Here is a 26,723-nt window from a genome sequence, read left to right on the forward strand (position 1 = left end):
GCCACGGATTTCGCTTCTCGCGATCCGTGGCCAGGAGGTCTAGGGAGGAGTTCCTACCTAGTTCGACATCTGTGTCGAGACCTGAGCACGGTCGCTGGGTGGACGCGGAGGCGGGTTGCGCCGCCGAAGATTGCCGGTGCGTATCCGGCCTCATCGGCGAACGTGTCTGCCGATGCCGGAACGGCGGTCGGCCGCCAACCCACAATGGGCTTGTCCTGGAGACGAACAGGGCTGTCCTGATGCATGACAGTCATCGGGACAGCTTGGGTATCGACGCCGGACAGACCGGTCCCCTGCAGAGCGAGGACCCCCCGGGAGGCGGACACCATGAATTCGTTCACCAGGTCGCGATTGCCCATCGCGACGAATGCGGTGTTGCTGTTCATCTGACTGCCTCCCTCCTGAACTCGTGTGCTGATAGTTTCCGCGCGCCGAGATCACTCTCGGTGCGTGCTGTCCACCATAGGCAAAGATCGATAAGCGGACAACCTATTTTCTACCTGGGGTTTTGTGTCTTCGCCCGCATTCGCGACGCGACGATCGCGAGCACGTCGGCGCCGTACTGCTCGATCTTCTTCGGACCGATGCCCGCGATGGCCGCCAGCCCTTTGTCGTCGGCGGGGAGCTGTTCGGCGATGGCGGTGAGGGTGGTGTCGGTGAACACCACGAAATCGCGAACGCGCAGGACCTCCGCCTTCTCCGCGCGCCACTCCTGCAGGGCCGCGAGCAATTCGGCGTCGAGTTCGGCCGGGCAGCGCCGGCAGCGGCCGAGCATGGAGGCGTAGGTGCCGATCAGCGGTTTCGCGCAGACCCGGCAAAGTGGGCGTTTGCCGTCGGCGTCCTTGGGGCCCGTGGCCGTCGCGGCGATGCGCGAGGCGGGCGAGTCGTCGGGAACGAGACCGTTGAGGAACCGCGAGCGCCTGCGCACCCGCCGGCCGCCCTCGGCGCGGGCCAGCGACCACGAGACGGTGAGGTGTTCGCGCGCGCGGGTGACGCCCACGTAGAGCAGCCGGCGTTCCTCTTCCAGGCCCGCCTGGTCGGACGGGCTGCCGTCGTCGCCGAGCACGTGCTGGATCGGGAGCGTGCCGTCGCTGACGCCGACGAGGAACACCGCATCCCACTCCAGGCCCTTGGCGGCATGCAGCGACGCCAGCGTGACGCCTTCGACGGTCGGCGGGTGCTTGGCCTCGGCGCGGGTGGCGAGCTCGCGAAGCAGACCGGTGAGGTCGATCTCGGGGTCGTGGCCGACGAGTTCCTCGGTGAGCTGCACCAGCGCGAGCAGCGCGGACCAGCGTTCCTTGGCCTGGGCACCCGCCGGCTCCTCGGCGGTGAGCCCGACCGAGGCCAGCTCGGCGCGAACCAGCGTGATGAGTCCGCCCCCGCTGCGCGCCTCGTCGGGCAGATCGTCGCGGGTATCGGCCTGGCGCAGCTTCTGCACGGCCTGGCGCACCTCTTGGCGCTGGAAGAACCCTTCTCCGCCGCGCACCTGGAACGAGATACCGCGCTCGTTGAGCGCCTGCTCGAACGGTTCGGACTGGGCGTTGATCCGGTAGAGCACCGCGATCTCGGCCGCCGGTGTGCCCGCGGCGATCAGCTTCTTGATCTTGCCCGCGACGGCCGCGGCCTCGGCGGGCACGTCGGGGTACTCGGCGAATTCGGGTTCCGGGCCGTCGGGACGCTGGCCGACGAGCGCCAGCCGGGTGCCCGCGATGCGGCCGCGCGCGGCCCCGATCACCCGGTTGGCCAGCGACACCACCTGCGGGGTCGAGCGATAGTCGCGTTCGAGCCGGATCACGGTGGCGTCGGGGAAGCGGCGGGAGAAGTCGAGCAGGTAGTTGGGGGTGGCGCCGGTGAAGGAGTAGATGGTCTGGTTGGCGTCGCCGACGACGGTGAGGTCGTCGCGCTCGCCGAGCCAGGCGTCGAGCACCCGCTGCTGCAGCGGCGTGACGTCCTGGTACTCGTCGACGACGAAACTGCGGTACCGGCCACGGAATTCGTCGGCGACAGCCGGATAGTCCTCCAGCGCTGCGGCGGTGTGCAGCAGCAGGTCGTCGAAGTCGAGCAACAGGCCGTCGGCGGAGGTTTTCGCCGACTCGTACCCGGCGTAGACCTGGGCCACCCGGGTGACCTCGACGGGGGCGTCGCGGTGGTACTTCGCGGCGGCCGCCGGATAGTCCTCCGGGGCGATCAGCGAGGCCTTGGCCCACTCGATCTCGCTGAGCAGGTCGCGGATCAGTTCGGTCGAGCTGCCCAGCCCCGCCCGGTTGGCCGCCTGTGCGACCACGGGGAACTTGCTGTCGAGCAACCGCCACGGCACATCGCCCACGACCTGCGGCCAGAAGTACCGCAGCTGCCGCAGCGCCGCCGCGTGGAAGGTACGTGCCTGCACCTGCCCGGCGTCACCGCCGAGGCCCATCGCCCGCAACCTGCCGCGCATCTCGCCCGCGGCACGCGCGGTGAACGTCACCGCCAGGACCTGGTCGGCCTTCACATGACCGCCCGCGATCAGGTGCGCGATGCGGTGGGTGATGGTCCTGGTCTTGCCGGTACCCGCCCCCGCGAGCACACACACCGGTCCCCTCGGTGCCCGCACCGCGGCGGCCTGTTCCGGGTCGAGGGCGGCGAGATCGAGTGCTGACACGGCCACCATCATGACAGCGCCCGCCGACAAGAACCCGGCCGGAACACCAGGGCCGGTCGAGACGTTGCACATCGCGTGAGCGAAACAACCCCTGACCTGACGATGTACTCCACCACCTGGTGCGGCTACTGCCGCCGCCTCAAGACCCAGCTCGACGAGGCGGGCATCACCTACACGGTGATCGACATCGAAGAGGATCCCGCCTCGGCCGATTTCGTCGGCAGCGTCAACAACGGCAACCACGTCGTCCCGACAGTGAAGTACCGCGACGGTTCCACGGCGACCAACCCCACGCTCGCCCAGGTGAAGCAGGCCCTCGCCGCGCAGTCCTGATCTGGACCACCACGACCCGACCTCGAGGAGGGTTCGCCGCGCAGCGGCGGTTCGCGGCCGTCCCGACGATCAGGTGCCGTGGCGTAGGCGACGAAGGAGCAAGCCACGGTGCCTGATCGTCGGGACCGGCGGGGCCGCGAACTCGAGCGCGCCAGCGCTCCTAGGACTCAGCCCAGGATTCGATGATGGTTCTGGCTATAGAGATGGAGCCGGGGACCAAGAGACGGGCGTTCGTGTCGCGGGTGGACCAGTCGCCCAGGTTCAAGGCGGCACGGACCTCGTCGCGGGTGAACCAGTGCGCTTCTTCGATCTCACCGTCGGAGAAGGCGAGTTCCTGCGCGGGATCGCCGACGGCGGCGAAACCGACCATCAGCGAGCGTGGGAACGGCCACGGCTGGCTGCCAAGGTAGTGGATGTCGCGCAGGTCCACCCCGACCTCCTCGCGGACCTCTCGTTCCACGCAGCGCTCGAGTGATTCGCCGGCCTCGACGAAACCGGCGAGCAGCGAGAACATCGCGGGCGGCCAGCTGTGCTGACGGGCGAGCAGAACACGGTCGGCACCGTCGTGGACCAGGACGATCACGGCGGGGTCGATGCGTGGGAACTCCTCGTCGCCCGCGCTGGTGAGCCGGGACCAGCCGCCACGCGAGAGGGTGGTGGAGGCGCCGTCGCCGCCATGGAAACCGGCACGGTCGTGCCAGTTGAGCAGGGCGTAAGCCGTGGACAGCAGTTCGGCGGTGAAGTCGTCCACCGCGGCCAGCGTGCGCAGATCTTTCAGGGTGCCCTCGAGTTCCGGTTCCCGCACTGCCCACAGGTGCGCCCCCTCGGCGACGCCGAGGAACACCGCTCGATCCTCGGGCAGGTCACCGAAGGTGGCCGCCGCGTCGAGGACCACGGTGCCGCCGTTCACCCGCACCCGTCCGCGCGGATCGACGCGCAACACCTTGGCCTTACCCCACCCCTCGCGCAGCGCGGCGGGATCGACCCGCACGTGCTCGGCCCGATCGATGGTGGAACGCGACAGCAGCGGAACGTTTTTCAGCCGGAACGACACATCGCCGAGCCTAGCCCCTGCCGCTATTTGCCGCCGTTGCGGATGTAGAGCAGCTTGTCGCCCGCGTCGAGCGCGTCGACCTCCGGCTCGCCGACGCGGATCAGCTGACCGTCCCGCACGACACCGAGCACGATGTCGGACAGATGACGCGGCGACCCACCGACCTCGCTCGGCTCCACTTCACGCTCGGCCACGGCGAAACCCTCCTCCGGGGTGAGCAGGTCCTCCATCATCTCCACGACCGTCGGGGTGGTGGTGGCGATCCCGAGCAACCGGCCCGCCGTCTCCGACGACACGACCACCGAATCGGCGCCGGACTGGCGCACGAGGTGGGTGTTCTCGGCCTCACGGATGGCGACACAGATCTTGGCGGTCTTGTTCAGTTCGCGGGCGGTGAGGGTGACCAGCACCGCGGTGTCGTCGCGATTGGTCGCCACGATCACCGACGACGCCCGCTGCACGCCCGTCAGGCGCAGCACATCGGACTTGGTCGCCGAACCGTGCACGGTGACCAGACCCGCACCCGCCGCCGCCTCCAGCGCGATCGGATCGGTGTCGACGACGACGATGTCGGACGCCTGCACACCGTCGCCGAGCATGGCATCGATCGCGGTGCGTCCCTTGGTGCCGTAACCGACGACAACGGTGTGATTGCGCACGGTGTGCCTCCATCGCTGAATCTTGAACGCCTGCCGGGACCGCTCGGTGAGCACGCTGAGCGTGGTGCCGACCAGCACGATCAGGAACAGGACACGCAGGGGTGTGATGACGATGATGTTCACCAGCCGCGCCGACGGGGTGATCGGGGCGATATCGCCGTATCCGGTGGTCGACAGCGACACCGTGGCGTAATACATCGCATCGAGGAACGACAACTCGTCACCGGAGTTGTCGCGGTAGCCGTGGCGGCCCAGATACACCACGCCCGCGGCGGTGAACAGCAGCAGGATCGCGAAGAGGACGCGGCGGGTGAGCGAGGTCCAGGGACTGATCTGCTCGACCGGGATGCGCAACAAACCGACCAGCGCGTAGTCGGGACTGCTACTCAGCCCGAGCGGGCGGCGCTTGTCGAACATCGTCGCGCTCCTTTTTTGGCGGCTGGCGCCGCGGGTCTCGGCGCTGAACGCCGCCTCCACCGGTCGTGGTTTCCTCTTCGCGGGAAGAGTATCGGCTCAGTGGGGGTCTTGCTGTTCGGTGTCCTTGTTTTCCGGGGCGGCGTCGTGGATGAGACGGGCCAGCTCGTCCGGGCCTGCCAGGTCGGTGGGGGCGATGGTGCGGCCGGAGCGCACGTAATGGAAGGCGGCGCCGACTCGTTGGAGGATCGCGTCCTCGGCTTCGCCGGTGCGGGCGGCCATCAAGCGGGCCCAGGCCAGGCGGTAGACGGCGAGCTGCATGGCGACGGCTGGTTCGTCGGCGGGGCCGGGTTCGGCGCCGGTCTTCCAGTCGACGACGATCCAGCGGTCGCCGGGTTCGGCGAAGACGGCGTCCATCCGGCCGCGGATGACTGTGCCAGCGATGCTGGTTTCGAACGGCACCTCCACGTCGATGGGGTTGCGGTGCGCCCAGGGTGAGCGACGGAAGGCGGCCTGCATGGTGGCGAGTTCCTGATCGGCGCGGCCTGCGGTGTCGGCGGCGCCGGGTAGTTCGTCGAGGCCGAGCAACTGGTCGGTGCTGTACCAGGACTGCACCCAGGCGTGGAAGGCGGTGCCGCGCCGGGCCATCGGGTTCGGTGGATAGGGCAGGGGGCGGCGTAGGCGGGCGGCCAGGCGGGCGGGGTCGGCGCGCAGCTCGACCAGGGCGGTGGCGGGGAGCTGGCCGGGCAGTTCCACCTGTTGTTCGGCGAGTTCGGCGGCGGTGAACTCGGCGAGCAGGGCGTCGACGTCGTTGGCCCAGCCTTCGGGATCGTCGTCCTCGGGCGCGGATTCGGTTGGTGTGCCGCGCAACTGGTCGAGGGCTGCGCGGACGAGGGTGGCGCCCTGTTCGATGGGGTCGCGGCGGTCGCCGAGGGGGTCGCGCGGCCACTGGGCGGTCGGCGGGTTGTCGGCGAAGGGGTTGACGGCGTCGGCCGGTGGTTTGTCGTCCCAGCGGGCGACAGTCGCGACGCCGTAGGCGGGGCTGCCGGGGTCTTCGTTGGCCTCTTTGAGTTCGAGCAGGAACTCCGACGGCCCCTTCTGGGAGGTGCCGGTTTCGGGCCAGTAGTAGGCCGAAACCAGCAGTACCCGTTCGGTTCTGGTGAGGGCGACATAGAACAGTCGGCGCTCTTCGTCGAGGCGGCGGCTCTTGAGCGCGTCGCGGTGTTCGGCGATGGCCTGTTCGAGTTCGGCGCGGTCACCGACCCCGCTCAGGTCGAGAACCGGAACACCTTCGGTGGCGTCGGGTTGGGCGCGATCGCCGCGCAGGGTGGTGGGGAGTTCGGTGAGGGCGCCGAGCCAGGTGCTCAGTGCGGTGGTGGAGGGGAACACCGAGGCGCTCACGTGCGGCACCGCGACGATTTCCCATTCGAGGCCCTTGGCGGCGTGCACCGTGAGTACCTGCACGCGATCGCGGGCGACCTCCACTTCGCCCGGCTCCAAACCGTTTTCGACGGATTCGGCGGCGGTGAAGAAGGCGAGCAGCCCGCTGAGCGAGGCGCGCGAGTCGGCGGCGTAGCCCGCGACCACCTCGGCGAAGGCATCCAGGTGCTCACGGCCCGCGCCCCCGCCCGCGATGGCTCGGCGGGTCTGGGTCTCCACACCGACGCCGATCGTCCGCTCGACGTCGGCGACCAGTTCGACCAGCGGCTGCCCGCTGCGTTCACGTAGGGCCGCCAGTTCCTCACCGAGGGCGAGGATGCGCGCGTAACCCGCCTCCGAATAGTTCTCCGCCGGACCGGGATCGGCGATGGCGTCGGCCAGGCCCGCGCGTTCGGTGGGTTCCGGGGCCACCTGACGCAGGGCGGACGCCAGGCCGGTCGCGTCGGTGATGGCGGTGGAGGCATCGCCGGACAGGCTCCCGATCGACAGCATCCGAGCCCGCTTGGCCAGGGCGGCCAGGTCGGCGACACCGATGCGCCAGCGCGCGCCGGTGAGGATGCGCACCGCCGCGCTCCCGGTGCCCGGTTCGGCGATCAGCCGCAGGGTGGCGACGATGTCGGCCACCTCGGGGGTCGCCAAAAGACCACCGAGTCCGACGATTTCGACAGGAAGGCCCTGTTCGCGCAGAGCTTCGGCCAGCGGCGCGGCGTCCGCGTTGCGCCGGATGAGTACCGCCGAGGTAGGCGGCGGTCTGTCCTGTTCCCGCGCCTGGACCCACTCGCGGGCGATCCGCTCGGCGATCCAATCCCGTTCCTGAGCAACAGTTTCCGTGAGCGCGAGTTCGACAGTGCCCGCATGTGCGTCGGGCTTGGCACGCAGGGCATCCACGGTCGCACCCCCGGCCGCGCGCGCTCGCGACCGCAACGGGTCGGCCACGAGGTTGGCCAACGCCAGCGCTTCGGGCGGATTCCGCCAACTGGTGAGCAACGGCAGAATCGGTGCCGGAAGCCCGTCGCCGACAGGGAAATCCGTCGCGAACCGGGGCAGGTTCGCCGCCGAGGCACCACGCCACCCGTAGATCGACTGCATCGGATCACCCACCGCCGTCACGGCGAGCGCACCGGAACCTGCTTCCCCGGATCTACTTCCGTCCCCGGACGCACCAGGGCTGCCCCCGCCGGGCAAGCCGGAGCTCGGCGAATCGCCGTGACGACCGCCGCCTCCCTCACCACGCCGACCATCACCGACGCCATCGCGCGCACCACCGTGGAGGCCGGGGCTGCCGGCCCCACGCACAGCGGGCGCGATTTCACCGGGGGCTGGGTCGTCGGACCACAGCGTGGCGTGGTCGGACGTGGCCACCGCGCGCACCCGCACCGGCTCGCTACGCCGATTCTGTTGTACCGCCCTGGCATTGCCGAACAAGGCCGACAGCAGGACTCGCTGGGCGTGGCCGGTGTCCTGGTACTCGTCGAGCAGCACCAATTTGAAGCGCGCGCGTTCGGCGGCGGCGACCTCGGGGTGGTCGACGGCCAGGCGGGCGGCCAGCGACATCTGGGAGCCGAAGTCGAGGGCGCCGCGGCGGTCGAGCGCTTCCGCGAGTTGGCGGACCAGCGGGAGCAAGGCGACGCGTTCGCGCTGAGCGTTGACCACGTCCTGGAGTTTCTGGCTCGGGCCGCCGCGCTGACGCGGTCCGGCGGGCAGGGTGTAGACGAGTTTTTCCAGTTCGGCGTGCGCTTCGGCGAGTTCCTCCGGCTCCACCAGGTGTTCGGCGAGCTGCCCGGACAGCGCCAGCACCGCCTCGGTGACCGAGACAGGGGTGCGGTCGGTGTCGAGATCGCCGTCCCAGGAGCGGACCACCTCATGGGCGAGCTGCCACAGCTGCGTCTGGGTGAGCAGCGCGGCCGAGGGTTCCACCGGCAGCAGCAGACCGTGTGCGGTGAGCAGCCTGCCCGCGTACGAGTGGTAGGTGCTGATCTCCGGTTCGGCGCCCGCGATGACGGTGCGCAGCGCACCACTGGGATCGATCTCGCGCACCAGCGGTGCACCGGCCAGCCGGGCCAGGCGGGTACGGATGCGCGAGGTCAACTGCTGTGCGGCTTTTCGGGTGAAGGTGAGGCCGAGCACCTCGTCGGGGGCGACGAGCTGATTGGCGACCATCCACACCACGCGCGCGGCCATCGTCTCGGTCTTGCCCGCGCCCGCGCCCGCGACCACCAGCGTCGGACCGGGCGGCGCCGCGATGACGGCCGCCTGTTCGTCGGTCGGTGGTGGCAGGCCGAGCGCGTCGGCCAGCCGCTGCGGGGTGACGCGCACGCCGCTCACTCGTCGGTCACCTGCCGTCCGGTGTCACGGACGGGGCAGCTGCCGCCGACCGGGCAGTGCCTGCATCCGTCGTTGCGCACCGCGAGGTAGCCGGGGCCGCGGGTGGCCGCGGCGGCGTCGTGAATGGTGGTTCGCCACTGCTCGAGTCCCTCGGCGTCGAGGGGGTCCTGGGTGCGTTCGGTCGCGCCGGTCTTGTTGTGGGGTTTGGCGACGTAGACCAGGCGCGCACCGCCCGGCTCACCGGGTTCGGTGTCCTCCTCGTCGAGCGCACCGTGGGCGGCGGCGACCTGGTAGGTGGCCAGCTGGGCGTGGTCGGCGACGGTCTTCGCGCTGATCGGTGTCTTGCCCGTCTTCACATCGACGATCACGAACCGGCCCTGCGCGTCGCGTTCGAGCCGGTCGACCCGGCCCCGGATACGCACGGGCCGTTCGCCTTCGGCGCGCGGCGGCAGTACGCAGTCCACCGGCACCTCGACCCCGGCCTGGGTGAGTTCGCCGCGGGTGGTGCGCACCCAGGCCAGGAAGGTCTCGAGCATGGCCTCGGTGCGGCGCAGTTCCTGGCGGGAGTGCCAGCCGGTGGCCGGGTCGATCACCTTCCACGCCTGGTCGAGGGCGGCGCGCACCTGGTGTTCGGGCACGTTGCCCGCCAGTGCCTGCACCAGGGTGTGTACGAGGTTGCCCTTCACGGCGTGCGGGTTGTCGCCGTCGGTGCCGCCGTGGCGTTCCAGCGCCCAGCGCAGCGGGCAGGTGCGCAGCAGTTCGACCGTCGACGGGGACAGCCCGATGGGTGAATCGTCGTCGTCCCACAGTTCGCGTTCGCTGCTCAAGGCCGCGGTGCCGTACCAGTCGTCGGGGTCGGTCCCCGGCACCCCCGCGTCGGCGAGGCGAGCCAGCTGCCGGGCCGCGCGGTCGCGGCGCTGCGGGTCGGCGCCGGGATCGCAGACCACACCGCGCAATTCGGCGACCAGCGCGTGCATCACCAGCGCACGGCCGGGATCGGCGACGGGCAGGGCGCCCGGTTCGCCGGTGTCGTCGTCGCCGAGCAGTTCGGTGAGGAACCGCGACGGCACCAGATCCTGGTCTCCCGCAACCGATTCGACGGCGGTCACCAGCAGCGAGCGCCGAGCCCGGCTGCACGCGACGAGCAGCAGTCGGCGTTCTTCGGCGAGGATCGGGGCCGCCCGGTTCGTCTTGGCCGCCGGGTCGACTCCGGCCACCAGGTCGACCAGGTCCTCGGTGTGCAGCAGCGTCCCGCGCGCACGCGGGTTGGGCCAGATGCCTTCCTGCACAGCGGCGACCGCGACCACGTCCCATTCCCGGCCCGCCGCCGCGTGTGCGCTGAGCAGCGTGACGGCCTCCGATTCGGCGGTCAACGGCCTGCCCTGCTGCGGAATCTGCTGGTGCAGCAGGTATTCCACGAAACCCTCGATACCGGCTTTGGGCAGCCTGTCGACGTAGGCCGCTGCGGCGTCGAACAATTCGACGGCGGCGTCGAGGTCGCGGTCGGCCTGCATACCGGCCGCGCCGCCGCGCCGGGACTGCCGGAACCAGCGGCGTTCCAGTCGCGAACTGGTCCACAGAGTCCAGAGCACGTCTTCGAGGCCCTTGTCGCGCGCTTGGGCCTGCCTGGCCTTGTCGACGGCGCGCAGCACCCGCTGCAGCGGGGCCGCCTCCACCTCGGTGAGACCGTCGAGCAGGCGGGGCTCACCGATACCGACGATGAGGTCGCGCAGCACCTCGGCCGAGGACTGGTCGATCAGCGGGACCTCGGCCGGTTCCGGGCGCGTCGGCGTGGCGACGACGTCCAGTGCGGGCGGCATGGTTTCGGCATCGAGGACGTCGATGTCGTCCGGAAGCCGTTCGGCGACATCCCAGTCCGGTTCCGGCTCCGGGCGCAACGGGTCGTCGGGGTCCGGCGGCGGGGGCAGCCACTCGTCGTCGACCGGATCCGGTTCGGGCTCCGGCCATTCCGGTGGTGGCGGTGGTTCGTCCCACAGCAGGAACTGGTCTGCCGCTTCGGGCGGCGCGCCCGCCAGGGCGCCGGTGCGTTCGAGGTCGAGCACGGTGCGGCGGATGCCACGGCGCAACCTGCGCAGCGCGATCTGATCGGCCCCACCGAGCGGTCCCGACAGCAGATCCATGGCGTCTTCGGGAGAGAACACCGAGTCGACGGCCCGACGCGACCCCGGCCGCGACCGGTCACCGGCCAGCAGCACCCGCAGCGCGAGCACCATCCACGCCGCGCCCCGCCTACGCGCCAGTGGTTCGGCCACAGCCGGCCTGCGCACCGGCACCCCGGCGGCCAGCAGCGCCCGCCGCAACGGGGCAAGCGACAACGGCACCGATCGCACGATCACCGCCATGTCCGACCACGGCACACCGTCGGTGAGATGCGCGCGCCGCAGATGGTCCGCGATGAGTGCCGCTTCCTTGGCAGGCGTCGACAACACCCGAACCCGCACGCTCGACTCGTCGAGCCGGGAGTCACCCGGTTCCACCTCGGGATCGTTCGACTCTTGCCCCGGCAGCACCCGATGACGCGCGCTACCCGGCAGCCTGGCGGCGATGCGCGCGGTGGCCAGGCGGATCGGTGCGCCGCTGCGGTGGTTGTGGCGCAAGATGATTCGACGCTGCGGGCTTGTGTCGAGGTCGACGAGGAACCGTGAGTCGGCGCCGCGGAAGGTGAAGACGGCCTGGTCGGGGTCGCCGGTGACAACAGTGCTCGCGCTACCGCTGCCGATCGCGCGCACCAGGGTCGCGGCCTGCGGATCCAGGTGCTGGGCGTCGTCGACGAGCAGGTACCGGATCCGATCACGTTCGGCCGCAAGGAGATTGCGGTCCCCCGCGAGCGCGTCGAGGGCGGCACCGACCAGTTCGGCCGCGTCGAGTGCGGGCGCGGTGGCTTCCGGCGCGGCCACACCGACCGACCAGCGCAGCATCGACGCCTCTTCGTAGCGTTGCAGGAACCGGCCCGCCGCCACCCACGCGTCGTTGTCGTGTTCGCGGCCCAGTTTCATCAGGTCCTCGGGGCCGATCCCGCGTTCGGTGGCACGCAACATCAGGTCGCGCAGTTGTTCGGCGAACCCGCCGAGGGCGAGCGCGGGTTGCAGGCGCGGTGGCCACAGTCCGCGCGCGCCCTGCTCGATGTCCTCGAGGTCGCCGCGCAGCATCTCGCGCAGCACCGCGTCTTGTTCGGCACCGGTGAGCAGACGCGGCGGCGGGTTGCCGTGCCGTTCGGCGTGGCGGCGCAGCACCGAGAAAGCGTAGGAGTGCAGGGTGCGCACCATGGGTTCGCGGCTGGCGCCGGGGATGCCGGTGTGCGGGCCGAGCCGGTGGGTGACGGCGTCGCGCAGGGCCGCGGCGGCATGTTTGGTGTGGGTGAGGACGAGGACCGAGGACGGGTCGGCGCCGTCGGTGATGCGGGCCGCGACCAGGTCGACCAGCAGCGAGGTCTTGCCCGTGCCGGGGCCGCCGAGCACCTGCCAGGGCAGCCAGCCGGGACGGGGCGGGGCGGGTTGGGCTTGTTCGGCGAACAGCGCGCGAACAGGCGCGCCCCAGGCCCGCGGCCGGGGCGCTCGCGTCGTCCGGCGCACGAGTCGCACCGAGCTATCCGATCGCACCACATCGGCTATTGCAACAGACCCCACCGACACGCCCGCCCACCCCCATCGGGGGACACGCTGCGCGATAGCGCGCGACCGGCCACAATGGCTGTCGTGTCGTCGCTTCATGTAGAACGTTTCGGCCCCGCCGACGGTCCCGTCGTCCTCGCCCTGCACGGCCTCACCGGCCACGGCAACCGGTGGGAAACCCTCGCCACCCGGCATCTGCCGCAGGCCCGGGTGATCGCGCCCGACCTGCGCGGACACGGTCGTTCCACCTCGCTGCCGCCGTGGGATATCGATACTCTCGCCGCCGATGTGGCCGCACTCGTGCGCGCGGAGACCGACGGCCCGGTCGTCGTGGTCGGGCACTCGTTCGGTGGCGCGGTCGGCATCTATCTGGCGCGCACCCATCGCGAACTCGTGCGCTCGCTGGTGCTGCTGGATCCGGCCATCGGGATCGAACCGAAGCTGATGGAACAGGTGGCCGCCGCCGACCTGGCCTCGCCCGACTACACCGATGTCGACGAGGCGCGTTCGGACAAACAGGTGAGCGCATGGGGCCCCGACGAGGTCGACCCGGCCGAACTCGAGCGCGAGCTCGCCGAGCACCTGGTGCCCGCCGAGGGCGGCCGGGTGCGGTGGCGCACCTTCCAGCCGGCGATCACCTCGTACTGGGGTCAGCTGGCCCGCCCGTTCGTGCTGCCGCCCGCCGACGTGCCGACGGTGCTGGTCCAGGCCGCCAAGGTGCAGCCGCCGTACGTCACCGCCGAATTCCGTGGTGCGCTGGCCGCCGAGCTCGCCGATTTCACCGCTCACGACTGGGATTGCGACCACATGGTCCCGCAGGCCCGTCCCGCCGAGACGGCCGCGCTCATCGCGTCGGTGCTCTAGACCGTGCCCGCGACGACCGACGACCAGGTGGAGCGGGTGCGCGCCCTCGTCGCCGCCATCCCATCCGGTCGCGTCGCCACCTACGGCGACCTCGCCGCCGCCGTCGGCCTGTCCTCGCCGCGCACGGTCGGCTGGATCATGCGCACCGACTCCTCCGACCTCCCCTGGCACCGCGTCGTCCCCGCCTCCGGCCGCCCCTCCCCTCACCTCGCCAACCGCCAGCTCCGCCTCCTCGCCGAGGAAGGAGTCCCCATCACCGACGGCCGCATCGACCTGCGCACCGCCCGCCTGTAGCGGTCCGACTTCGTGACCGAGCAGATCGGGTCGGGGGCGCAGGGGTGGCGCGGATAGCATGGCCGACATGTCGACTACTTCGCTGGTCTCATGACCGATGCCGATGCGATCGTGCTGGCGGGTGGGCGGGCCAGCCGGATGGGTGGGGTCGACAAGCCCGGGATCGTGATCGGTGGGCGGTCGATGCTCGAGGCGGCGCTCGGGGCGGTGAGCGATTGCGGTGAGGTGGTTGTCGTCGGTCCGCCGCGACCCGAGCTCGACGCGCGGATCGAACAGGTGCGTGAGGTACCGCCGGGGTCGGGGCCGGTGGCCGCCATCGGTACGGGGCTGGCCGCGCTGGGGCCGGAGTCGGCACCGTGGATCGTTGTGCTCGCGGCCGACATGCCGTTCCTGACGCGCGATACCGTTCGCGAATTATTGCTCCGCGCAGCCGAATCCACCGCCGAAGCGGTGTTCGCCATCGATGCGTCGGGGCGCCCGCAGTACCTGGTCGGCGTGTGGCGGCGCACCGCGCTCACGGCGGCGCTGGCCGGCCTGGACGCCCTGGTGAACCAGCCGATGAAGGCGATCATTCCCACCGAAACGGCACTGGTCGAACTGCCGGGCACGACCGACTGCGACACCGAGGAGGAGGTGCGCCGGGCCCGCGAGTCCGTCGACAACGACGCCCGCCTCGACCTCACCGAAGCCAGGAATCGCATCGTCGGCACGCTCACCCCGTTGATCGCCTACGACGCCGCTTTCGCCGACGTACCCGGCGCCGCCCTGGCCGAACCGGTGGTCGCGGCGGGCGCGCTGCCGCGCTTCGACGTCTCGGCCATGGACGGCTACGCCGTGTGCGGTGACGGCCCGTGGCGCCTGCGCCGCGATGTCGGGTTCGCCGGTGGCGCAAGGCCGCTCGGGCTGTTGCCCGGCGAGGCGGTGCGGATCGCGACCGGTGCGCACGTGCCCGACGGAACCACCTCCGTGCTGCGTGACGAATTCGCCGTCGTCACCGGTGACGATCTGGCACGGCGGCCCGGCACCCCGGTCCGTGGCGATGTGCGGCGCAGCGGTGAGGACCTGCGGATCGGTGATCTGGTCGCCCCGGCGGGCACCCGGGTGACCGCGGCGCTGCGCTCGGCTGCCGCCTCGGTCGAGGTGACAACGGGATCGGTCCGTGGGCCCGTGCGTGCTCGAATAGTGATGACCGGTGACGAGATCCGCAGCACCGGCCCGCTGCAGACCGGCCAGACCCGCGACTCGATCGGCCCCGTCCTGCCCGACCTGCTCACCGGCTGCGGTGTCCGCGTGGTCGACCGGGTGCACCTGCGCGACACCGCGCACAGTTTCGACGACATGCTCACCGCCACAACCGGTCTCGATCTGCTGGTCGTGGTCGGTGCCACCGGCGGCGGCGCCGCCGACCAGTTGCGCGCCGCGCTGGCGCGCACCGGTGCCCGCATCGTCGTCCCGAGACTCGCACTGCGCCCGGGTGGTTCGACCGTAGTAGCCGAGTTGTCCGATGGACCAACGGTTCTCGGCCTGCCCGGTAACCCCTTCGCCGCTATCGCCGTACTACTCGCCCTCACCCCCGCCATCGTCGCGGCCCGCACCGCGTCGGCGCCGCCACGCACCGTCCTCGGCCCGCTGCACAATGCCGCCGACATCGCCGCTCCCGTCACCCGCATCACGCCCGCGCGCTACGCCCCCGGCGGCGGCTGGATCGGTGATCCGAATATCCGCACCGCCCACCTGGGCGGTCTGGTCGACCGCGACGGACTGGTCGTCGTCGGCCCGTCGGCCGAAGACGGCGACCTCGTGGAATTCCTCCCGCTCCCGAGTTGAAACAATGTCGCCCGAATTACCGTCGGTGGCTGCCGAAATACCGGGACACGCCGAATATCCGCTGGTAGGAATGCTATTTATCGTTCAACTCTACCGTTGCGACGACTCGATGCCTATCGTTGAGCAAGTCAGGCGTACCCCGCCTCGAAAAAGGCGGAATTACGCCGGACATCCGAATTAGGCGAAGTATTCATCCCTCGGAAAGGACCGTGTGGAGATGGCTGAGAAGTCGAAGAAAACGCCGAAAAAGATGCCCAAGCAGATGCCCCGCCAGCAGCAGGAGCAGCGGCAGGAGCAGGACTCGCAGCGGATGACGCGAGCAGGCCAGGATGATCGGCGCGAGCCGCGCCGCCCCGGCAGCCACTGATCCACGCGTCTCGACGAGCCGCCGGTACCGGTACCGGCGGCTCGTCCGCGTCAGGCCCCGATCGGCAGGGCATCACGTCCCCTGCGAGCCGTCGACGGATCGGGAGCGGGGACCGCGTCGAGCAGGCGGCGGGTGTATTCCTGCGCTGGTGCCGCGAACACCGCGCGTGCCGCACCGGTTTCCACGATCCGGCCCTGTCGCAGCACCAGGACGCGGTCGGCGACCTGATGCACCACAGCCAGGTCGTGACTGATGAACAGGCTCGCGAACCCGTATTCGGCGCGCAGATCGGCGAACAGGTCGAGCACCTGGGCCTGCACCGAGACGTCGAGCGCACTGGTCGGTTCGTCGGCCACCAGCAGTCGGGGCGCCAGTGCCAGCGCCCGCGCCAACGCCACCCGCTGACGCTGCCCACCGGACAACTCCGCCGGCCTGCGCTGGGCGTAGTCCCTCGGCAACCGGACCGACTCGAGCAGATCGCCCACCTTGGACCGCAGCAGCGCCCCCGAAGCGACTCGATGCACCTGGAGCGGTTCACCGATCGCGTCGGCGATGCTGCGTCGCGGGTCGAGCGAGGCGCTCACATCCTGATGCACCAGCGCCACATGGCGGCGCAACCCGCGCAGTTCGCGACGCGACAACCCGGCCAGGGAGACACCCTGCAACCGCACCGTTCCCGAGCTCGCCGGCACCAGGCCGAGCGCGGTCCGGCCCAGCGTGCTCTTGCCCGAGCCCGACTCACCGACGATGCCGAGCACCTCACGCGGGCTCAGCGTCAACGAGATGTCGTGCAGCGCGGGGAACGCGGATCCGCCGTGCCGACCGGGGTACACCACCGACAGCTCGTCGATGCGCAATACCTCGCGGGGCTCCGGTTCGGGCGTCCGACCACCCTTCTCGGCGACAACCGCCGGTTTTCGCGCCACCACCCGCCGCAACACGCGCTCGACCGCACCCGCACCATCATCCCCGACAGGCAGAACCGCATCGGTCGTCGCATCACCGGAATCGGCCGGATAGACACGGCCGTCCGCCACACCGCCCGGCGCAGTCACCACATCGGCATCCCGAAACCGTGGTTCACCGTTGCCCGCACCTGTGCGGCTGCCGTCGGCACCCGCCGACCCACCACGCGAGGACCGCGCGGGCAACCGCGGCACCGACGCCAGCAAGGTGCGGGTGTACCCGGCCTCCGGGGCGGCGAACAGGTCGAATACCGGCTGCTGTTCGACCACCTGTCCGGCCCGCAGCACCACCACCCGGTCGGCGATCTCGGCGACCACACCGAGGTTGTGGGTGATGAACAGCACCGCGGTGCCACGATCGCGGCGCAACGTGTGCAGCAGGTCGAGGATTTCGGCTTGCACGGTGACGTCGAGCGCGGTCGTCGGCTCGTCGGCGATGAGCAGATCGGGCTCACCCGACAACGCGAGCGCGATCACCACCCGCTGCTTCTGCCCGCCCGAGAGCTGATGCGGGTACCAGTCGAGGCGTTCGGCGGGTTCGGGGATGTCGACGGCGGTGAGCAGTTCGATCGCGCGGGCACGGGCCGCTGCCTTGTCGGTGACGCCGTGCGCGCGCAGCGCCCGCACGAGCTGGGTGCCGATCTTCTGCACCGGGTTGAGCGCGGTCTGGGGCTCCTGGAACACCATGGCGGCCCGCGTACCGCGCAGGCCGCGCAAGGTCGCTTCGTCGGCGCCGACGATCTCGGTCGAGGCGAGGGTGACCGACCCGCGCGCCCGCGCTGTCACCGGCAGCAGTCCGAGCGCCGCCCGCGCGGTGAGCGACTTCCCCGACCCGGATTCGCCGACCAGCGCGACGACCTCCCCGCGCCGCACCTGGAAGCTCACCCCGTGCACCACGGTCTTGTCCCCGAAGGCGACGGCCAGATCGGTGATGTCGAGCACGACATCACCGGACCCGTCGGTGCGCGTGACTGTCTCGGCACTCATCCCGATCTCCTCGCGTTGCCCAGTGCTTGGGCGATCAACAGAAACCCGAGCGTCAGCCCGGCGACGACGACCAGCGGCCCGACCGCCATCCACGGATTGGCGTCGAGGTTGCCGATGGATTCGCCGATCAGCGAGCCGAGCGAGGGATTCGGTGGCTGGACCCCGATCCCGATGAAGCTCATCGCGCCCTCGAGGAACACCGCGACCGACAGCGACAGCGCGAACTGCACGACGAGCGGTTCGACCGCGTTGGGCAGCACGTGTTTGCGCAGCGTCCACCAGGTGTCCGCGCCGATCACCTCGGATGCCTCGACGAAGGGTTGTTCACGCACCGCGAGCACGGCGGTGCGGATCTGACGGCCGAAGATCGGGATCTCGGCGGCCACGATGACGATCACCACCGCATGCCAGCCCGGCCCGGTGATCGCGGCGAGGGCGATCGCGAAGATCAGCGACGGGAAGGCAAGCACCAGGTCGAACAGGCGCTGCACGGTGACGTCGGCGAAGGGGTGCACGGTGGCGGCGAGCCCGATCAGCGAACCGATCACCGCGGCCAGCGGCACCGCGAGTGCCACGATGAGCAGGTCGACGCGGATGCCGGCCAGCACCCGCGCGGCCACGTCCCGGTTGAGGTGGTCGGTGCCGAGCCAGTGCTGTGCGCTCGGGCCGAGCAGGTTGGCGGACGGGATCTGCGCGAGCGGGTCGAAGGGGCTCAGTACCCCGGCGAACACACCGGCGAGCGCGATCACGGTGATCAACAGAACACCGGCCAGTCCCTGACCACTGCGCAACGCGGCCGCTCGCTGGGTACTCGCAGATGTTTCAGCGGTGGTGACAGTCATGATCGTCCCCCGATCCGGACCCGCGGGTCCAGCCACGCATGGGCGAGGTCGGTGAGCAACTGGATCACCACGAACACCGCGACGGCGAGCAGCAACAGCACCTGCACCACCGGGTAGTCCCGACGGCTGATGCCCTGCTCGATGAGCTGACCGATCCCCGGCCACACGAACGCCGCCTCGACCAGCACCGCCCCGCCGAGTAGCTGACCGGTCTGCAGGCCGAGCACGGTGAGCGAGGTCGGCAGTGCGTTGCGCAGCGCCCCGCGCGTGACGATCTCGCGGTGGTCGACACCGAGCGAACGGGCCGTGAGCACATACGGTTCGGTGAGTTCGGTCCGCAACGACTCGGTGAGGAACCGGGTCAGCGCGGCCGCCACCGGCAGTGCGAGGCAGATCGCGGGCAGCAGCAGATACTGCACCGCGATATCCGGCCGGGCGATGAACCCGTCCGGCGGCACCCCACCCGAGGGCAGGATGGGGATCGCGACGGCGAACACCAACACCAGCAGTGGTCCCACCACGAACGTCGGCAACGCGACGGCGATCGTATTCGCCGCCGCCACCACGGTATTCAGCCAGCGACTCGGCCACAGCACCGACGTCAGCGACACCGCAAGGCTCACCACCACGGCGAGCACGAGCGCGGTCACCGTGAGCACGAGGGTATTGGTGAGCCCACGACCGACCAGGTCGCTGATCTGACCACCGATGAGGTAGGACCGGCCGAGGTCGAGGGTGACCAGATCGCCCAGCCAGCTCAGGTATTGCGCCGGAATCGACTGGTCGAGACCGAGCTGATGCCGGATGGCCGCGACGGACTCGGGTGTCGCGTCGTTGCCCGCCAGGATGGTGGCCGGGTCGCCCGGCACCAGGCGTAGCAGCAGGAAGATCAGCACCGACGCGCCGAACAGGACGAGCAGCGCCGAGGGCAGGCGGTGCAGCAGGTAGCGCGTCATGACAGGAACGTGTCGGTGAGCAGGGGTTCGCGGCGTTTGGTCCAGCCGAATCCGTGCACGGTGTTGCTGGTGGAGTACTGCTGGAAACGCACACCGATCTCGATCAGGAACAACCCTTCCAGCAGCTGATCCGTCACGGCACGGAAGGCGCGCACCGCGTCGGGCCCGGTGCCCTGCGGCAGTTTCCAGGCGCTGTCGGCCGCGGCGGTGTAGGCGGGCGACTCGTAGCGGGAGGCATTGCGGCGGGCGTTGAAGGGGTAGGCGCTCACGGTGAGGGTCGACGGCACGAACTGCGCCCAGGAGTGGTCGGTCACCCAGAGGCCGCGGAACTGCTGGCCGGTCAGCTGTTTCACGAAGGCGGCATTGTCGATCGGATCGAGATCGACCTCGATGCCGACCTCGGCCAGGTTCGCCTGCACGATCTGGGCGGTCGCCTCGTGCCCCGGGTGGAAGGTCAGCGGCAGGCGCGGCGGCTTGTTCACCTCGGCGAGCAACTGCTCGGCCTTGCCGACATCCCGGCTGAACCTGGTATTGAGCGACTCGTCGAACGCGGGAGAATTCTTCGGCCACGGCACATTCAGTGGATAGCCCGCACCGCGAAAGACCTCGGTGACGATCCGTTCGCGGTCCAAGGCGTAGGCGATGGCCTGCCGCACCCGCACATCCGCCAGCGCGGGTTCGGAAACATTGACCCCCACATAGGTCTGCAGTTCGGCGCCCTCGAGATTGTGCACCCTGAAACCGCCGCTGTTGGACAGGTTTTCGGCGTCACGGAAGCTCAGTTCGCGCGCAGCGGCGACCTGACCGGTCTTGAGTGCGTTCAGCAAGGCCTGCGGATCGGGGACGATCGACACCTCCACCCGGTCGAGGTAGGGACGATCCGGGATCCAGTACCCGGTGTTCTTGGCGAAGATCAGCTGTGAATTCGGAATTCGCTGTACGAAGGTGAACGGCCCGGTGCCGATATAGGTTTCACCGGTGCCGAGTTTGTCTGCGGTTTCGCTGTCGAGAATAGGCACCGTATCGAGCAGATCGAAGATGTTGCTCACCGGATGGGCGAAACGCAGGACGATCCGGGTGGGCGAGACGATATCGAATTCGGTCACCGCGGCCGCGGTGGACCGTAGCTGCGCCGACCATTTCGGGTCGGCGTAGGTGCGGATCGAGAACTCCACATCCTTCGCCGTGAACACCCGCCCGCTGTGGAATTTCACGTCGTCGCGCAGGTCGAGACTCACCGACCGGCCGTCGGCGGCGAGCTGCCAGGCCTCGGCCAGCAGCGGCTGTGGTTCGAGTGAATCGTTCGGGTAGCGGATCAGCGATTCGTAGACCAGGCCGACGAGCACCGGGGTGGCGGCGGTATTGGTGAGCAGGTTGGCGGGTACCAGGTCCTCGCGGATGCCGACTTTCAAGGTGCCACCGCGCACCGGCGTCGCGTCGTCGCCGCCTGCCTTGCGCTCCGAGACCGCGGAGGTGCACGCCGCGAGGGCCGCCCCGCCGAAGATGGCCGCGGCAGCGATACCGCTGGTGCGCAGGAAATTTCGGCGATGGATACCGCCACGCGATGCATTGTTCGTTGACACGACAGCGACGCTAACAATGTGCGCGACACCGGTCACCGATTCCGCGCAGGCTGCATCTAACCCTGGTGACCAGCCATTTCGTCCAGTTCACTGCGGGAATGCCAGTTCCACCCCACGCACGCGGTTACGAATCCTTCGCAGGCGCGATCGGACGTACCTCCGCCGATTCCACGCCGAATTGGACCTCGCCGGCCACGGCGCCCGCCGGTGCGCCGAATATCGTCGTCGTCCTCGTGGACGATATGGGTTACAGCGATATCGGTCCGTACGGTTCCGAGATCGCCACGCCCACGCTGGATCGGCTCGCCGCGACGGGTGTGCGATTGTCGAATTACCACACCACTCCCCTGTGCTCACCGTCGCGCGCCGCGTTGCTCACCGGTATCAATCCGCACCGCGCGGGATTCGGTTTCGTCGCCAACGCCGATCCCGGCTATCCCGGGCTGCGCCTGGAACTGGCCGACGATGTGCTCACCCTGCCGGAGATCTTGCGGGACAACGGATATGCCACCTACGCGGTGGGCAAATGGCATCTGGTGCGTGATGCCACGATGAATCCGGCGGCGCACCGGAATTCGTGGCCGACGCAGCGCGGATTCGACCGGTACTACGGGTCGCTGGAAGGCCTCAATTCCTTCTACTACCCGAACCAGCTGGTTTCCGACAGTTCCGTCGTCGACGTCGAGGAGTATCCGCCGGGCTACTACCTCACCGACGACCTCACCGACAAGGCGCTGTCCTACCTCAAGGACCTGCGCGCGCACGACGCGACGAAACCGTTCTTCCTGTACTTCGCACACGTCGCCATGCACGGACCGTTGCAGGCGAAGGCGCAGGACCAGGCCAAGTACCGCGGACGATACGACGAAGGCTGGGACCGACTGCGCCGGAAGCGCTTCGCCGAGCAGTTGGCGCAGGGCCTGTTCCCGCCGGGCACCCAGCAGAAGCCCCGCAACACCGAGCCGGGTTACGAGGCGGCGGAGTGGGATTCGCTGTCCGCGGCCGAGCAGCGGCGGTACGCCCGGTACATGGAGGTGTACGCGGGCATGGTCGACAGCATCGACCAGAGCCTCGGCCGCATCGTCGATCTGCTCGAGGAACTGGGCGAGCTCGACAACACGGTCATCGTGTTCACCTCAGACAACGGCGGCACCGCCGAGGGCGGGCCGGAGGGCACCCGCTCCTATTTCGCCGAGTTCGCCCACATCGACGACCCCGACTGGGTGGGTGACGTGCCGCACGACGAGGAACTGATCGGTACCGCGAAGCTCGGGGTGCACTATCCGCGTGGCTGGGGGCAGGCGTCCAACACGCCGTTCCGCTTCTACAAGGGGCAGACCTTCGCCGGTGGCGTCCGGGTGCCGCTGATCGTGTCGTGGCCGAAAGGCCTGCCGCGCAAGGACAACGACACCGGCATCCGCCACGAATACGCCTATGTCACCGACCTGGCGCCGACCCTGCTCGAATTCGCCGGGCTGGACCGGCCTTCGGTCCGCAACGGTCTACCGGCCAAGGAGTTCGACGGCGTCTCCGCAACCGCCTTGCTCCGCGACGCCTCCGCACCCACCCTGCACACCGAGCAGTATTCGGAGATGACCGGTCATCGCGGTTTCTATCGCGACGGCTGGAAACTGCTCTCGCTCCACGAAGCGGGCTCCGACCTCGACGCACCCGACTGGCAGCTCTTCGACGTGCGCGCCGACCCGACCGAGCTGCACGACCTTTCGGCGGTGCATCCGGACAAGGCCGCCGAACTCGCCGCCGCGTGGGACGAATCAGCGTGGGCCAATACAGTTTTCCCGCTTCTCACCCGTGCCGACTTGTTCCGCAGGCGCCCGGAGGAGGCGCGCCTGGCCGACCAGGTGCGCCTGCTCCCCGGCACCCCGACCCTCGAGCGCTACCGTTCGCAACGGCTGATCGCCTACCGCGACTTCACCATCACCGCCGAGCTCGGCGCGGTCACCTCCGCTTCGCGAACCGGTGACCGATCCGTGCCCACCGGTTACCGGGACGGCGACGAAGGCGTACTCGTCGCCCACGGCGACCCGCTCGGTGGCTACCTGCTCTACATCGAGCACGGCGAGGTGGTGCTCGGCGTGAACAGTTACGGCCGCTACGCGTCGGTGGGCACACCACTGCCGGTCGGCACCCGCTCGGTCACCGTCCGCGCCGTCGTGCGTCCCCACCTGCGCTGGGACTTCGTCGTCGAAGCCGACGGCACACCCCTGGCCGAACTCACCGACCAGGTCCAGCTCGTCGGCATGGCACCGTGGACCGGCATCTCCGTCGGCATCGACGCCCGCGGCCCGGTGTCCTGGGACCTCCGCGAACGCCGCGGCCCCTTCCGCTACACCGGCGCCCTCCGCGCGATCACCTACACACCCGGCCCGATCCAGGTTCCGCAGGCCACCATCGACGCGGTCGAACGCGAGGCCGAGTTCGTTGCCGAGTAGCGTCCGGATCGAGCCGTGCACGCGCTCCGCGCGGCTGGTCACGCGTCTGTCCAGGTCGGGATCGGGTCCCGGCGGGTCGATCTGGTCCGATATCGTCTATCGGCGGAATGACCGTTTCGCAGTGAGGACACCCCGATGGACGACAGTTCCCTGACCTGGGACGACGGTGCGCTCGTCACCATCGACCAGCGCGGGCTGCCGCACGAGGTGCGTGAGCTGCGGTTGACGAGCGTCGATCAGGTGATCGACGCCATTACTACGCTCGCCATCCGTGGTGCGCCCGCCATCGGGATCGCGGGGGCGTTCGGGGTGGTCATCGCGACGCGTGCCCACACACGAGCTGTCGGGGTCCTCGACGTGGCGGCGGTGGAAGCCGAGGCGGATCGGATCGCGGCGGCGCGACCCACCGCCGTCAACCTGGCGTGGGCGGTCGAGCGGGTGCGGGCACGGATCGCCGAAGGGGCCGACGCCGTGCTGGCCGAAACCCTCGACATGCTCGCCGAGGACGGCCGGGTCAACCTGGCCGCCGCCACCCACGCCGCCGACCTGGTGCAGCAGCTCTGCGGTGACCGGCCGCTCCGCCTGCTCACGCACTGCAATACCGGGCGCCTGGCCACCAGCGCGGTGGGTACGGCTATCGGCGCGCTGCGGGTACTGCACGAGCGCGGCGCGGTCACCGATGTGATCGTGGACGAGACCCGGCCGTTGCTGCAGGGTGCGCGGCTCACCGCGTGGGAGCTGGCCGAGGCGGGCATCCCGCACCGGCTCACCATCGACTCGGCCGCGGCGTGGGCGATGGCAACGGGACAGGTGGACGCCGTGCTCGTGGGCGCCGACCGGATCACCGCCAACGGCGATGTCGCCAACAAGATCGGCACCTTCGGTCTTGCGCTGGCCGCGCGTCATCACGGCATCCCGTTCATCGTCGTCGCCCCGGAGTCCACCCGTGATCCCGCGATGGCGACCGGCGCGCAGATCGTCGTCGAACAGCGGGCCGCCGCGGAGGTCACCGGATTCGGCGGGGTCGAGGCCGCACCGGCAGGCACCGCCGTGTTCAACCCGGCCTTCGACGTGACACCGGCCGACCTGGTCACCGCCGTGGTCACGGAGAACGGTGTGGTCTACCGCAACGCGGACACCTTCGCCGAGAACGGCCGCGCCGCGAGCTCGCAGAGCATGGCAGGACGCGCGCTAGCCGCCGTCGCTCGTCAGCTCTACGAGCGCGGCTGGATGCCCGGTACGGCGGGCAACATCTCGGTGCGAACCGGGAGCGACGAGGCGCTGATCACCGCCAGCGGACTGTCGAAAGGCGAACTGACCGAGCACGATGCGGTGCGCGTCCGCGTCGCCGACACCACCGCGTACCCGGGTCAGGACCGAAAACCCTCCGCCGAGACCAGTATTCACACCGCCGTGTACCGCACCCGCGATGCCGGTGCCGTCGTGCACGTGCACTCACCGTTCGCCACCGCCCTGGCGACCACCGCCCGGCCGGGTGACACTGTGCGGGTCAGCGGCTACGAACTCATCAAGGGTTTCGGGCTCGACGATCCGTCGACCGTGGATGTTCCGGTGTTCGCGAACTGGCCCGAGGTCGCGCGCATCGGCGCCGACATCGAGTACTACCTGCGCGAGAATCCCGGTGCCGCACCGATTCTGTTCATCACCGGGCACGGCATCACCGCCTGGGGTGACACTCTTGCCCAGGCGCGCGATCGCGCCGAATGTCTGGAAGCACTGTGCGAGTTGATCGCCCGCACCGGACGTACCGACGCCACTCCTTTCGAGATCGGACCGAGATGACCCTGCTGCAAGTGATGGCGGCCGACAATGCCGCCGATGTCCGGGTGCGTACCACCGATACCGCCGAGATCGGTGCCGAGCTGTCCAAGCACGGCATCGCCTTCTCGCGCTGGGAGGTACTCCCCGACGCCGCGACCACCGACTCCGACACGCTGCTCGCCCATTACGCGCCGCGGATCGCCGAACTGAACGCGTCGGGTCGCTACGAGCACATCGATATCGCCCGCATCCACCCCGACGACGACAACCCCGACTGGCCCGCCACGGCGGCGGGCGCGCGCACCAAGTTCCTCGACGAGCACCGGCACGCCGAGGACGAGGTGCGGTTCTTCGCCGCCGGTCGCGGCTGCTTCTACCTGCACATCGACGACGCGGTGCTGGCAACGGTATGCGAGGCGGGCGATCTGCTGTCGGTGCCCGCGGGCACCCTGCACTGGTTCGACATGGGCCCCCGCCCCGATTTCGTCGCCATCCGCTTCTTCGAGGAGGCCGACGGCTGGATCGGCGATTTCACCGGCGACAAGATCAGCGCCGGTTTCCCCACCCTGGACGAGCTGCTCGCGTGATCCGCGCCATCGTCCTCGATATCGAGGGCACCACCAGCCCCACCGATTCGGTGCGCACCGACCTGTACGGCTACACCGAGAAGCATCTGCCCGCCTGGTTGGCCGAGAACGCCACCGGCGCAGCCGAATCCGTGATCGCCGCCACCCGGGAACTGTCCGGCGAGGCGACCGCCGATACCGCGCGGATCGCCGAAATTCTCACCGGCTGGCTGCATTCCGATGTGAAGGCCGAGCCGCTGAAGGCCGCGCAGGGTGCCATCTGCGCCGAGGGTTTCCGCGCGGGCGATCTGCACGGCCGCTTCTTCGACGACACCGCCCCCGCCCTGCGCGCCTGGCACGCCGCAGGGCACGCCCTCTACATCTACTCCTCGGGCTCCGAACGCAATCAACGAGATTGGTTCACCTACGCCGAACACGGCGACCTCTCGCCGCTCATCACCGACCACTTCGACCTGGTGAGCGCGGGACCCAAACGTGAACCGTCCTCCTACGACACCATCACCACCCGCATCGGCGTTGCCCCGCGCGAAATCCTGTTCCTCTCCGATCACCCGGACGAACTCGACGCGGCGGTCACCGCGGGCTGGCACGTGGTCGGCGTACACCGCCCCGGCGAACCGAATCCCCCACGCCCACCGCATAAGTGGGTCGGTTCGTTCGCGGAGGTCGACCCTGCCGCGCTGACCGAACAGTAGGCCGCAGAGGAAAAACGCGCCGA

Annotated in this window: 19 protein-coding genes; 9 read left to right on the top strand and 10 right to left on the bottom strand. The window is 69.8% G+C overall.

Annotation, left to right across the window (positions count from 1 at the left end):
• Window positions 1-53: 53 nt before the first annotated feature.
• Both AB0I35_RS11560 and AB0I35_RS11565 read right to left on the bottom strand, forming a co-directional pair.
• Entirely contained in the window at window positions 54-386 is a 333-nt protein-coding gene (locus tag AB0I35_RS11560; protein WP_357395722.1) for a hypothetical protein, read from the bottom strand.
• Window positions 387-496: 110 nt separating this feature from the next.
• Entirely contained in the window at window positions 497-2,650 is a 2,154-nt protein-coding gene (locus AB0I35_RS11565; RefSeq protein WP_357395939.1) for an ATP-dependent DNA helicase UvrD2, read from the bottom strand.
• Between the two features lie 93 nt (window positions 2,651-2,743).
• Here AB0I35_RS11565 and AB0I35_RS11570 point away from each other — a divergent pair, with 93 nt between their 5' ends.
• A complete protein-coding gene (locus AB0I35_RS11570) occupies window positions 2,744-2,974 on the top strand; it encodes a mycoredoxin (RefSeq protein ID WP_067637296.1) in 231 nt (76 codons plus the stop codon).
• 160 nt (window positions 2,975-3,134) lie between these two features.
• On the opposite strand, the gene nudC is transcribed toward AB0I35_RS11570, so the two are convergent.
• The 4 genes from nudC to AB0I35_RS11590 all read right to left on the bottom strand — a co-directional run bounded on the left by nudC (window position 3,135) and on the right by AB0I35_RS11590 (window position 12,459).
• Window positions 3,135-4,028 carry an NAD(+) diphosphatase gene (gene nudC / locus AB0I35_RS11575; RefSeq protein ID WP_357395723.1) on the bottom strand — a complete coding sequence of 298 codons (894 nt, stop codon included), beginning with the start codon at window positions 4,026-4,028 and terminating at the stop codon, window positions 3,135-3,137.
• Between the two features lie 23 nt (window positions 4,029-4,051).
• On the bottom strand, window positions 4,052-5,104 hold the full coding sequence (locus AB0I35_RS11580; RefSeq protein WP_067491584.1) for a potassium channel protein: 1,053 nt from the start codon (window positions 5,102-5,104) through the stop codon (window positions 4,052-4,054).
• A gap of 96 nt (window positions 5,105-5,200) precedes the next feature.
• The gene (locus AB0I35_RS11585) at window positions 5,201-8,866 is read right to left on the bottom strand and encodes a UvrD-helicase domain-containing protein (protein ID WP_357395724.1); all 3,666 of its coding nucleotides are present in this window, start codon (window positions 8,864-8,866) and stop codon (window positions 5,201-5,203) included.
• Window positions 8,863-12,459 (bottom strand): ATP-dependent DNA helicase, encoded by a 3,597-nt coding sequence (locus AB0I35_RS11590; RefSeq protein WP_357395940.1) that lies wholly within the window; start codon window positions 12,457-12,459, stop codon window positions 8,863-8,865. Before AB0I35_RS11590 ends, AB0I35_RS11585 begins: the two co-directional genes overlap by 4 nt.
• Window positions 12,460-12,573: 114 nt before the next feature.
• On the opposite strand from AB0I35_RS11590, the gene AB0I35_RS11595 reads away from it, so the two are divergent.
• From AB0I35_RS11595 to AB0I35_RS11610, 4 genes are all read left to right on the top strand, one after another.
• On the top strand, window positions 12,574-13,362 hold the full coding sequence (locus tag AB0I35_RS11595) for an alpha/beta hydrolase (RefSeq protein ID WP_357395726.1): 789 nt from the start codon (window positions 12,574-12,576) through the stop codon (window positions 13,360-13,362).
• A 3-nt stretch (window positions 13,363-13,365) separates the two neighbouring features.
• On the top strand, window positions 13,366-13,656 hold the full coding sequence (locus AB0I35_RS11600) for an MGMT family protein (RefSeq protein ID WP_357395727.1): 291 nt from the start codon (window positions 13,366-13,368) through the stop codon (window positions 13,654-13,656).
• Between the two features lie 90 nt (window positions 13,657-13,746).
• Complete coding sequence (locus AB0I35_RS11605; RefSeq protein ID WP_357395728.1) at window positions 13,747-15,483, top strand: NTP transferase domain-containing protein; 1,737 nt, start codon at window positions 13,747-13,749, stop codon at window positions 15,481-15,483.
• Between the two features lie 217 nt (window positions 15,484-15,700).
• Window positions 15,701-15,850 carry a hypothetical protein gene (locus AB0I35_RS11610; RefSeq protein ID WP_157104805.1) on the top strand — a complete coding sequence of 50 codons (150 nt, stop codon included), beginning with the start codon at window positions 15,701-15,703 and terminating at the stop codon, window positions 15,848-15,850.
• Window positions 15,851-15,900: 50 nt separating this feature from the next.
• Here AB0I35_RS11610 and AB0I35_RS11615 read toward each other — a convergent pair whose 3' ends face one another.
• From AB0I35_RS11615 to AB0I35_RS11630, 4 genes are read right to left on the bottom strand one after another with little or no spacing between them, the layout of a single operon-like run.
• The gene (locus tag AB0I35_RS11615) at window positions 15,901-17,802 is read right to left on the bottom strand and encodes an ABC transporter ATP-binding protein (RefSeq protein WP_357395729.1); all 1,902 of its coding nucleotides are present in this window, start codon (window positions 17,800-17,802) and stop codon (window positions 15,901-15,903) included.
• Window positions 17,799-18,644: an ABC transporter permease gene (locus AB0I35_RS11620; RefSeq protein ID WP_357395730.1), complete on the bottom strand. Its 846-nt coding sequence runs from the start codon at window positions 18,642-18,644 to the stop codon at window positions 17,799-17,801. Before AB0I35_RS11620 ends, AB0I35_RS11615 begins: the two co-directional genes overlap by 4 nt.
• Window positions 18,641-19,600 (bottom strand): ABC transporter permease, encoded by a 960-nt coding sequence (locus AB0I35_RS11625; protein ID WP_357395732.1) that lies wholly within the window; start codon window positions 19,598-19,600, stop codon window positions 18,641-18,643. The genes AB0I35_RS11620 and AB0I35_RS11625 overlap by 4 nt, the downstream gene beginning before the upstream one ends.
• The gene (locus tag AB0I35_RS11630) at window positions 19,597-21,183 is read right to left on the bottom strand and encodes an ABC transporter substrate-binding protein (RefSeq protein ID WP_357395733.1); all 1,587 of its coding nucleotides are present in this window, start codon (window positions 21,181-21,183) and stop codon (window positions 19,597-19,599) included. Before AB0I35_RS11630 ends, AB0I35_RS11625 begins: the two co-directional genes overlap by 4 nt.
• Window positions 21,184-21,281: 98 nt before the next feature.
• Between AB0I35_RS11630 and AB0I35_RS11635 the strand changes: the two genes are divergently transcribed.
• From AB0I35_RS11635 to mtnC, 4 genes are all read left to right on the top strand, one after another.
• Window positions 21,282-23,636, top strand: a complete 2,355-nt coding sequence (locus AB0I35_RS11635) for an arylsulfatase (protein WP_357395734.1) — start codon at window positions 21,282-21,284, stop codon at window positions 23,634-23,636.
• 135 nt (window positions 23,637-23,771) lie between these two features.
• A complete protein-coding gene (gene mtnA / locus AB0I35_RS11640; RefSeq protein ID WP_357395735.1) occupies window positions 23,772-25,439 on the top strand; it encodes an S-methyl-5-thioribose-1-phosphate isomerase in 1,668 nt (555 codons plus the stop codon).
• Window positions 25,436-26,005 carry a cupin gene (locus tag AB0I35_RS11645; RefSeq protein ID WP_067491561.1) on the top strand — a complete coding sequence of 190 codons (570 nt, stop codon included), beginning with the start codon at window positions 25,436-25,438 and terminating at the stop codon, window positions 26,003-26,005. Before mtnA ends, AB0I35_RS11645 begins: the two co-directional genes overlap by 4 nt.
• The gene (mtnC, locus tag AB0I35_RS11650) at window positions 26,002-26,700 is read left to right on the top strand and encodes an acireductone synthase (protein WP_357395737.1); all 699 of its coding nucleotides are present in this window, start codon (window positions 26,002-26,004) and stop codon (window positions 26,698-26,700) included. The genes AB0I35_RS11645 and mtnC overlap by 4 nt, the downstream gene beginning before the upstream one ends.
• The last annotated feature ends 23 nt before the right edge of the window (window positions 26,701-26,723 follow it).

Source organism: Nocardia sp. NPDC050378 (assembly GCF_040655675.1).
GTDB classification, from domain to species: Bacteria; Actinomycetota; Actinomycetes; order Mycobacteriales; family Mycobacteriaceae; genus Nocardia; species Nocardia coubleae.

Bases quoted from the DNA above. Each gene is read 5' to 3' on its own strand.
- AB0I35_RS11560 (WP_357395722.1), bottom strand. From the start codon at position 386: ATGAACAGCAACACCGCATTCGTCGCGATGGGCAATCGCGACCTGGTG.
- AB0I35_RS11565 (WP_357395939.1), bottom strand. From the start codon at position 2,650: ATGGTGGCCGTGTCAGCACTCGATCTCGCCGCCCTCGACCCGGAACAG.
- AB0I35_RS11570 (WP_067637296.1), top strand. From the start codon at position 2,744: ATGTACTCCACCACCTGGTGCGGCTACTGCCGCCGCCTCAAGACCCAG.
- AB0I35_RS11580 (WP_067491584.1), bottom strand. From the start codon at position 5,104: ATGTTCGACAAGCGCCGCCCGCTCGGGCTGAGTAGCAGTCCCGACTAC.
- AB0I35_RS11595 (WP_357395726.1), top strand. From the start codon at position 12,574: ATGGCTGTCGTGTCGTCGCTTCATGTAGAACGTTTCGGCCCCGCCGAC.
- AB0I35_RS11605 (WP_357395728.1), top strand. From the start codon at position 13,747: ATGACCGATGCCGATGCGATCGTGCTGGCGGGTGGGCGGGCCAGCCGG.
- AB0I35_RS11610 (WP_157104805.1), top strand. From the start codon at position 15,701: ATGGCTGAGAAGTCGAAGAAAACGCCGAAAAAGATGCCCAAGCAGATG.
- AB0I35_RS11615 (WP_357395729.1), bottom strand. From the start codon at position 17,802: ATGAGTGCCGAGACAGTCACGCGCACCGACGGGTCCGGTGATGTCGTG.
- AB0I35_RS11620 (WP_357395730.1), bottom strand. From the start codon at position 18,644: ATGACTGTCACCACCGCTGAAACATCTGCGAGTACCCAGCGAGCGGCC.
- AB0I35_RS11625 (WP_357395732.1), bottom strand. From the start codon at position 19,600: ATGACGCGCTACCTGCTGCACCGCCTGCCCTCGGCGCTGCTCGTCCTG.
- AB0I35_RS11635 (WP_357395734.1), top strand. From the start codon at position 21,282: ATGCCAGTTCCACCCCACGCACGCGGTTACGAATCCTTCGCAGGCGCG.
- mtnA (WP_357395735.1), top strand. From the start codon at position 23,772: ATGGACGACAGTTCCCTGACCTGGGACGACGGTGCGCTCGTCACCATC.
- AB0I35_RS11645 (WP_067491561.1), top strand. From the start codon at position 25,436: ATGACCCTGCTGCAAGTGATGGCGGCCGACAATGCCGCCGATGTCCGG.